Below are 7907 nucleotides of genomic sequence, written 5' to 3' on the forward strand. Positions count from 1 at the left end.
GGACAAGGCCTTGGAACGTCGTTTCCAGACCGTCATGGTGAACGAACCCGACACGCTGAGCACCATCTCCATCCTGCGTGGACTGAAGGAACGCTACGAGAACCACCACCACGTACGTATCAAAGACGATGCCATCATCGCCGCCGTGGAGCTGAGCAACCGGTACATCACCGACCGCTTCCTCCCCGACAAGGCCATCGACCTGATGGATGAGGCAGCCGCCAAGCTGCGTATGGAAGTGGACTCCGTGCCCGAAGAACTGGATGAGATTTCGCGTAAGATAAAGCAACTGGAAATTGAACGCGAAGCCATCAAGCGCGAGGACGACAAGCCCAAGCTGGAGCAGATCGGCAAGGAACTGGCCGAACTGAAGGAACAGGAAAACTCGTACAAGGCCAAGTGGCAGAGCGAAAAGACGCTGGTCAACAAGATTCAGCAGAACAAGGTGGAGATAGAGAACCTGAAGTTCGAAGCCGAGAAGGCCGAACGCGAAGGCGACTACGGAAAGGTGGCCGAAATACGCTACGGCAAGCTGCAGGCCCTGAACAAGGAGATTGAAGAGACCCAGCAGGAAGCTGCACGAGATGCAGGGCGACAGCGCCATGATTAAGGAAGAAGTGGATGCCGAGGACATCGCCGACGTCGTATCGCGCTGGACGGGAATCCCCGTCAGCAAGATGCTGCAGAGCGAGAAGGAGAAGCTGCTCCACCTGGAGGAAGAGCTGCACAAGCGGGTCATCGGTCAGGACGAAGCCATCGAGGCCGTGTCCGACGCCGTGCGCCGCAGCCGTGCAGGACTGCAAGACCCCAAGCGGCCCATCGGTTCGTTCCTCTTCCTGGGTACCACCGGTGTGGGTAAGACGGAGCTGGCCAAGGCACTGGCCGAATTCCTCTTCGACGACGAGACCATGATGACCCGTATCGACATGAGCGAGTATCAGGAGAAGCACAGCGTCTCCCGTCTGGTCGGAGCGCCTCCGGGCTACGTGGGCTACGACGAAGGCGGACAACTCACCGAGGCCGTCCGGCGCAAGCCCTACTCCGTGGTACTGTTCGATGAGATTGAGAAGGCTCACCCCGATGTGTTCAACATCCTCTTGCAGGTATTGGACGACGGACGTCTGACCGACAACAAAGGCCGGACGGTGAACTTCAAGAACACCATCATCATCATGACCTCCAACATGGGAAGCTCCTACATCCAGAGCCAGATGGAGAAGCTGAACGGCAGCAACAAGGAGCAGATTGTGGAGGAGACCAAGCGCGAAGTGATGAACATGCTGAAGAAGACCATACGGCCCGAGTTCCTCAACCGTATCGACGAGACCATCATGTTCCTGCCGCTCACCGAGAAGGAAATCAAGCAGATTGTAAGGCTGCAGATTGAAAGCGTACAGCGGATGCTGGCAGGCAACGGTGTGGAACTGAAGCTGACCGACGCCGCCGTCAACTTCCTGGCCGAAGCCGGCTACGATCCCGAGTTCGGTGCCCGTCCCGTCAAGCGTGCCATCCAGCACTACCTGCTCAACGACCTGTCCAAGAAGCTCCTCTCGCAGGAAGTGGACCGCAGCCGCCCCATCACGGTAGATGCCAACGCCGCCGCCAACGGACTGGAGTTCAAGAACTGATGCCGCACGCCGCCCATCCGGCGGCCGCACCACGATAAGAAAGGGATGTACCCGCGAATCAAACGATTCTTCAGGGTGCATCCCTTTTTCTTTGATGACTATTACAAGCTAAGGCCCTCTACTTCTTCCGCAGTCAGTCCGGTTGCCTGGCAGATGGCCTTAATGTCCAGCCCCAATCCTTTCAGATTGCGGGCAATTTCCAGTTGCTTCATCCTTTCGCCTTCCGCACGGCCTTCCGCACGGCCTTCTGCGCGACCTTCCGCACGGCCTTCCGCACGGCCTTCCGCGCGGCCTTCCGCGCGGCCTTCCGCCCTTCCTTCCATAAGTCCTTCCAGCTTGGCAGTGTCGAGCACATCGTTTTGAATCATTACAGCATTGATGTGTTCGTCGTACACATGGCGTTCTGACGGCGACATGTTATAGTATCTCAGCTTCTCCCGGGCTTCGGGAAGTCCCGGCGCAGTCGCATCGGCCGTTATCTCACCGCTCTTCAGATAGGCAATCCATTCCTCAAGGGGTGTCTTGGCCACCTTGTTGAATTCGTTGACACGGATGAGGTAATATTCAGGAAAGACCTCGCGCGGCATCTTACGCACAATGGCGCCTTCCTGCTTTGCCGAGATACTCAGTTCGTCACCCGTATGCACACCCACGAAGTTGGTCACCCCATGGTACAGATAGTCACTGCCCTTGCCGATGTCGAAATAGAGGATGCTGATGGAGTAAACCTTCTTCACCTCGGCATAAGAATTGCCCAGCGAGATGTGTTCCGTAATGGCCTTGGAGGCACCGTAGAGCACACGCTCCAGATAATACAGTTCGCGGGTATTCTGGATTTCGACGATGATGATGTCACCGTTCTCCTCGCGGGCTTTGATGTCCACGCGGTTGAACTTGTCGTCATAGTCGGTCTGGTTGGCCTCGCTTTCAAGGATTTCCAGAATTGTAATCTTCCTCTCCAGCAGCACGGTAAGCAGCCCTTCAAGCACCACGAAGTTGGCCTTGTCGCGCAGCATGCGTTTCATGGCCCAGTCAAAACGGATATATTTGTCTTTTGCCATAGGGTTGTTGTTTTAAAAGGTGGATTCCGCTTGCGAAGATAGTGAATGCCCCTGAAAAAAACAAGCCACACGCCCAAAGGCAGTGTGGCTTGACAAACAAAACAAACAAACACTTATTGTCAATCAACAAGTGCTGCCCTCCCCGCTTCGCCAAGCATTGGGAAGGACGGGAACCGCGCCTCACGGCGAGCTACATCTTGAACGGGACGAACCCAGCCTGTTTCATCCCGTCTATTCTGCAAAAAGAATACTCCACTCGTTTCCCAAAGAAAACCTTCACGCAATGAAGTGTAGGGTGTACTTCCATTCAAAGAAAAGGCCGTCTGGCACACATAACGGTCGGGCTTCAAATCGGAAAATGTCTTTGTTGCCTGATGTTCCTGGTGATTCCAAAAATTACCCAAGTCAGAGTCTCTTACCCAATATGTTGCAGTAACCGAATATACAGGCCATTGATCAGCCGTCAAGCGGGAAGACATAATCAGTAACTCGCGCTGATTCGGAATGCGATAGCCTTCCGGGCTGGGGTCTACTGTTTGATAATAGAGCCAATTCTGCTTATTTATCCAATTATAACTTGTTTCATTTTCTGTTGATGATGCTGAATAAGGACCTGTATGTCCACCATTCACCGCCTCCAACGGATAAGCAAAACAATCCTTATTTACTCTAAACTTGGCATACGGCCTGTTATCCGCATCGCGTTCGTTGTGTGCAGGCAGGCGATTCACCTCATAATTGGTGCGGCGCGCTTTTACACTCATATTGGTCACATCAATCAGATAATTGCCATCGGCCTCCTCTGTTACAGAAACCAAATCGGCAGGCAGTTCATTCGGTTTATCAAGCGGAAGACCTAAATTACGGGCACAGCGGTAGGAAAATAGTGTGTTTGTTTTTCCATCATCATCGATAGAGCCACCCGAACCACCTCGTGATGCCCCTTCCTCGGCCCAAAGAATCCACGAGTTATTGCCATAAGCCGACGAGCTGGTATAATGCCAACGTACCTTACCTTCCCTGTCGGCTGCATTGCTAGGATATAGGCGCGACTGTTCGTCCAACGCATATTCGCCCAGATAGATGTCGGTCAGCTGGTCGATGCTGGCCAGATACCAACGGACTTCGTTGGCGTCTATGATGTTGTCTCCGTCCAAGTCGCGGTTTCGCAACAAGCATGCGTATGCTGCATTGTCATAACCGCTGTTCAGTGCATAATGATCGGCTGTACTGAGCACCTGTGTCCAATTCTTCCCTACCAGCCACTCCAGGCAGTTGGCACGTCCGTTGCGGGTATCTGTGCCTCGCGACACATCGCCGGTTGCCAAGCGCCCCGTCTCCATGGTTGATTCCAGCCCCCAGGCTGTGGTCAGGTCTTCCTTGTCCACATTGAATATGGTGCGGATGGTACGCTGCTTGAAAGAGAACTTGGAGTGTACGATGCTCGAATTGCCGTCATCGCTATACTCCGAGCCGCCTGCTATGATGTGCATCTGCCGATCTTCCTTGTCGGCAGTGAGCTTCCACAACGAACGATTATTCTCGTCCGACTCGTTCGTAATCGGGTCGTTGAAATAGAGGTTTTCGTCTACAAAGACAGTGATGGCCACATTGCCCTGGTTGTCAAAGATGGTAGAGGACGTTTTGTCGGCTTCCTCTTGCAGGTATCTTATCAGTTGGTCTATGTCGCGCAAACGGGCATAGGGGAAATTTCTGCCATCGCTTGTATAGTAGGGGGAAGGCTGATTGTTTGCCGCTCCTGGCATCGGGTGCGGGTCATTATAATTCTGGTCGCCCGGGTACTTCACATATTCGCTAGAACCCACCCCGTAATCGGCATTCACGGCAAACTTAATCCAACGATAGTCGCGCATCTCCTCCGGGATTTCCGTTCCCATCTCGTGTATGCCACGACTGAAGGGGGTGTTGACACTCCACTTCATGTCGTCTTTGATGTCCGATTTGTTCAGCTTGATGAGACGGCGGTCGTAGTGCGAGTCGAACTCAAATATCTGGTCGCTGCTATATACCACGTCTCCCTCGTAGCCCGGGCGACGGTCGTTGTGATTTTCCACCTCGTAAATAATATCTTTAATTCCCCTTACCGTTACCGTATAGGTATAGTATCCGTTGCGCTCGGTATCGTAGTCGTTGACGTTGCCCGAAGCATAGCCCAAGTGCACCGTGAAGCGCACGTCGGCACTCACCTGCTGCCCGTTGTTGTCGTCCTTGTAGGAAAGCGTTCCGGTCATTTCCACGTAGGTAGAATTGGCATTGGCGTTCGTAAACTTCTTGTCGCCCTTGTCGTCTTCATCGCTCCAGGCTTCACGCGCGGCATAATCGGCGTTAGCGTCGCCGGTGGAGGCTATTTCTTTCTGTGGTGTTTTTTTGTTCTCGGGCATGTAGAACACGAAGCTGCCTCCGTCGTACAGGTTGGCATCGGTCGCGTTGCGGGTGATTTCCTCGAACGGTATGGCAGGGGTGCTGAAATAAGCGGCGTCTGTAGCATCGTCATAGTCGCCGGTTTCGGCCTCCAACACATACGACTGCAGGGGCACTCGCTTCACCGTCCATGTCTTGGGCAGGAAAGAAAATTCAGTCCAGCCTGTTTCGGCAGGACTGGTCTTGACCACAAACTTCACCTTGGCATCGGTACGTTCCAGCTTGAGGGTAGCATTCAGGGTTTGCGTGCTGCCTTCGCCGCCGGGAATGGTCACCACATCGCTGTCGGGGTTATACTTATCCTTGGCATAACCGGTCATCATGAACAGGGCGCCGCGGTAGACCGACTCGCTCTTCATCTTCATGACAAGTGCCTTCAACTCGTTCAAGTTCCGGATGGCATCGAGTTTTTCTTTGGTGATGCTGTATGCCGTCGATGTAGTGGTAGTCGTCAGGTTGGCAATGCCCACGATGCGAGCATCGTTCAGCGAGGTAGTCTCGAAGAAGACGGTTCCCGTGTTGTGTCCGGTAGTGCCGTCGGCATAGCTCAACCCGTCGCCATCGGTACAGAACTTACCGAAATGACGGTCGCCCGCCCCGTCGAACACCAATACATATATATTGTCCACCCGGTTTTCGTATTCGGCATCCTGCTCGGAACGGGTGATGACCGGGCTTTCCTCGGCTTGGAAACCGAGCTGTACGCTGGCCGGAAGCCCTTCTACGACACGGTTACGGTTGTCGACAAACGTATCGTCGACACACGACACCGCCGTCAGTGCCAGCACCAGGCTTATCATCTGTAAAAACTTGCTTGCTTTCATATCTGTATATCAATCACTGTACATTTATCAATTGAACGGCGGAACCTCTACGTTCTTCTCTGCCCAAAGCACTACCTCGAAGCTGATCTGCACATTGGCCGGCGCGCTGAGCGTGGCATGTATGTTGACCTGCGTGTTGCGGGCTATGGAGTTGAGGGCACCGTAGCTGTTCACAAAAGATTGAGGCTGATACACTTTTCCTGCCTGTGTATGAAACCCGATGGTGTAAGGCGAAGCCTCCAGCGGATTCGTCCATGCAAACGATGGATAGATATAGAGTACCAACTGCGCGGTCTCGCCACCCGCTATCTCGATGCTCAAGCCTGTGTAATCCTTGGAGGCATATTCCGTATCGTCGGGCACGTCGAGGTCTTGCTCGGCAAAAAGGTAGAGACAATTGCCAAAGAACTTACCAAACGACATCTGGTCGATGGTGATTGGGGCGGTCAAGGCATTGCTCATCAGTATGTTCAGCTTCGCCACGGTACGCACCAGTTCCACTTTAATTTCCTGAGGCGTATCTGTAGGCGGCTCAATGGTCAGGTTCTTGTTCATCCAGCTCATGGGCAGCCCCTTCGTGGTAAAATCCATTTCCGAGCCGCGCTTGGGGAACCAGGTGCGCTGGGGGTCCTCTATGTGCACCTTTCCGCTTGTCTGGTCAACATCGGCCTGCAACGTCTTCAGGTAGCTGTAGTCCTTGCCCAGGCTCGCCTCGTTGGCAATGACATACATCTGCACCTGTCCCACGGGGACGTTGTCTATCGTGATGCTGCCGCCTGCAAGGTCGTCAGCCGTAAACGTTCGGTTGATACTGGTTGCCCCCTGCGACAGGATGATGACACGCAGTTGGTTGATGGCCTTTTCCTGTGCTTCGGTGGGCGTCGTGATGCGCGTAGCCGCTTCGAGCATGGGGATATCCAGCCGGATGGTGGCCGTGTGTCCGTCAGCCACCGGTTCGTCGGCCTCGTCGGTACAGCCTACAAAGGTTGCCGACAGCAAGGCGGCCAGTAGCCCCACGATGTAATGGTAAGATAAGTGTTTCATATCGTTGTTTCTTTTCATTGTTCCCTGTAATTATCCCCACGACACGGAGGTATCTTCTTCCTCCCAGTCAACGACATTGACGGTGATACCCAGTTCGCCGCCCTTGATGGTCAGTGTGTAACTGTAGCTTTTTCCGGCATCCCATTGAACGATGTCAGTGGTCTGTAAACTGATAGTGGAGATTCGGTCTGCCGTCTCATCTTGATAGCGATATGCTATTTCCAGTTTGGCATTTGTCAGGTCTGTGTGAGGTATCAGCAATACGTCACCCAGCACGTCTTTTTCAAAACCATTCGTAGTGTTGAAAGCAAAGTTTTCTAATTTGTAAGGAGTATTGTCTGCAGTACAGGCTGTTACAGGACTCCAGCTTGCCGTTACTCCTTTAGTAAGTATTCCTTGGTAGTTCACGCCATACACCTTGAAGCTGCTGACGGTTGCCACGGTGTTTTCGGATTTTACAGTGAACTTTATCCGCGCCAACTCATGCCCGAACTCCAACGCTACAGGTTGAGGATTGTCCCCACTTCCCGGTGCCGTCGCCGTCATCAAATCAACGGCTGCACCTCCGGTTGCCGAGCAGTCGAAGTCGGTGACGGTGATGGTGCCGGAAGCATTCACGGAAGCATTTAGCCCTGCCGGATGCACCGCATAGAAGTTATACGTCTTTCCCGGTATCCAGTAGCGGGTGCCGCCGCTGTAAGTCCAGGTCTGGGCATGGACGGTTTCGTTGTTGAATACGTTGTCGACGCTGCTGTCGTAGCCGCCCCACACGCTGAAGTCGATCATGTCGGCGGACGAAGTCACTGCCGCGCGCGTCCCGGCCTGCGGTGTGCTGAAGGCGATGGCGCGGGCGGTGGTGTCGGGTTCGTCCGTCAGGGAGGTGGTGCAGGAGGCCGCGAGCAGGGCAG

The 7907-nt window shown here is 53.9% G+C and carries 4 protein-coding genes and 1 pseudogene; 1 reads left to right on the plus strand and 4 read right to left on the minus strand.

From position 1 onward, the window contains the following. Window positions 1-1628: pseudogene (locus Q1Y74_RS13390) on the plus strand (AAA family ATPase); the annotation flags it as partial. Window positions 1629-1729: 101 nt separating this feature from the next. Here the strand turns inward: Q1Y74_RS13390 and Q1Y74_RS13395 are convergent. From Q1Y74_RS13395 to Q1Y74_RS13410, 4 genes are all read right to left on the minus strand, one after another. After that, window positions 1730-2689 carry an Rpn family recombination-promoting nuclease/putative transposase gene (locus Q1Y74_RS13395; RefSeq protein ID WP_300814795.1) on the minus strand — a complete coding sequence of 320 codons (960 nt, stop codon included), beginning with the start codon at window positions 2687-2689 and terminating at the stop codon, window positions 1730-1732. A 119-nt stretch (window positions 2690-2808) separates the two neighbouring features. Continuing rightward, the gene (locus Q1Y74_RS13400; RefSeq protein WP_300814796.1) at window positions 2809-5955 is read right to left on the minus strand and encodes a hypothetical protein; all 3147 of its coding nucleotides are present in this window, start codon (window positions 5953-5955) and stop codon (window positions 2809-2811) included. Window positions 5956-5982: 27 nt separating this feature from the next. Next, on the minus strand, window positions 5983-6999 hold the full coding sequence (locus tag Q1Y74_RS13405) for a FimB/Mfa2 family fimbrial subunit (protein ID WP_300814797.1): 1017 nt from the start codon (window positions 6997-6999) through the stop codon (window positions 5983-5985). A 30-nt stretch (window positions 7000-7029) separates the two neighbouring features. After that, on the minus strand, window positions 7030-7907 hold an 878-nt coding region (locus Q1Y74_RS13410), incomplete at its 5' end, for a fimbrillin family protein (protein ID WP_300814798.1).

Origin of the sequence: uncultured Bacteroides sp. (assembly GCF_949298305.1) — a bacterium.
In the GTDB taxonomy this organism is placed as follows: domain Bacteria; phylum Bacteroidota; class Bacteroidia; order Bacteroidales; family Bacteroidaceae; genus Bacteroides.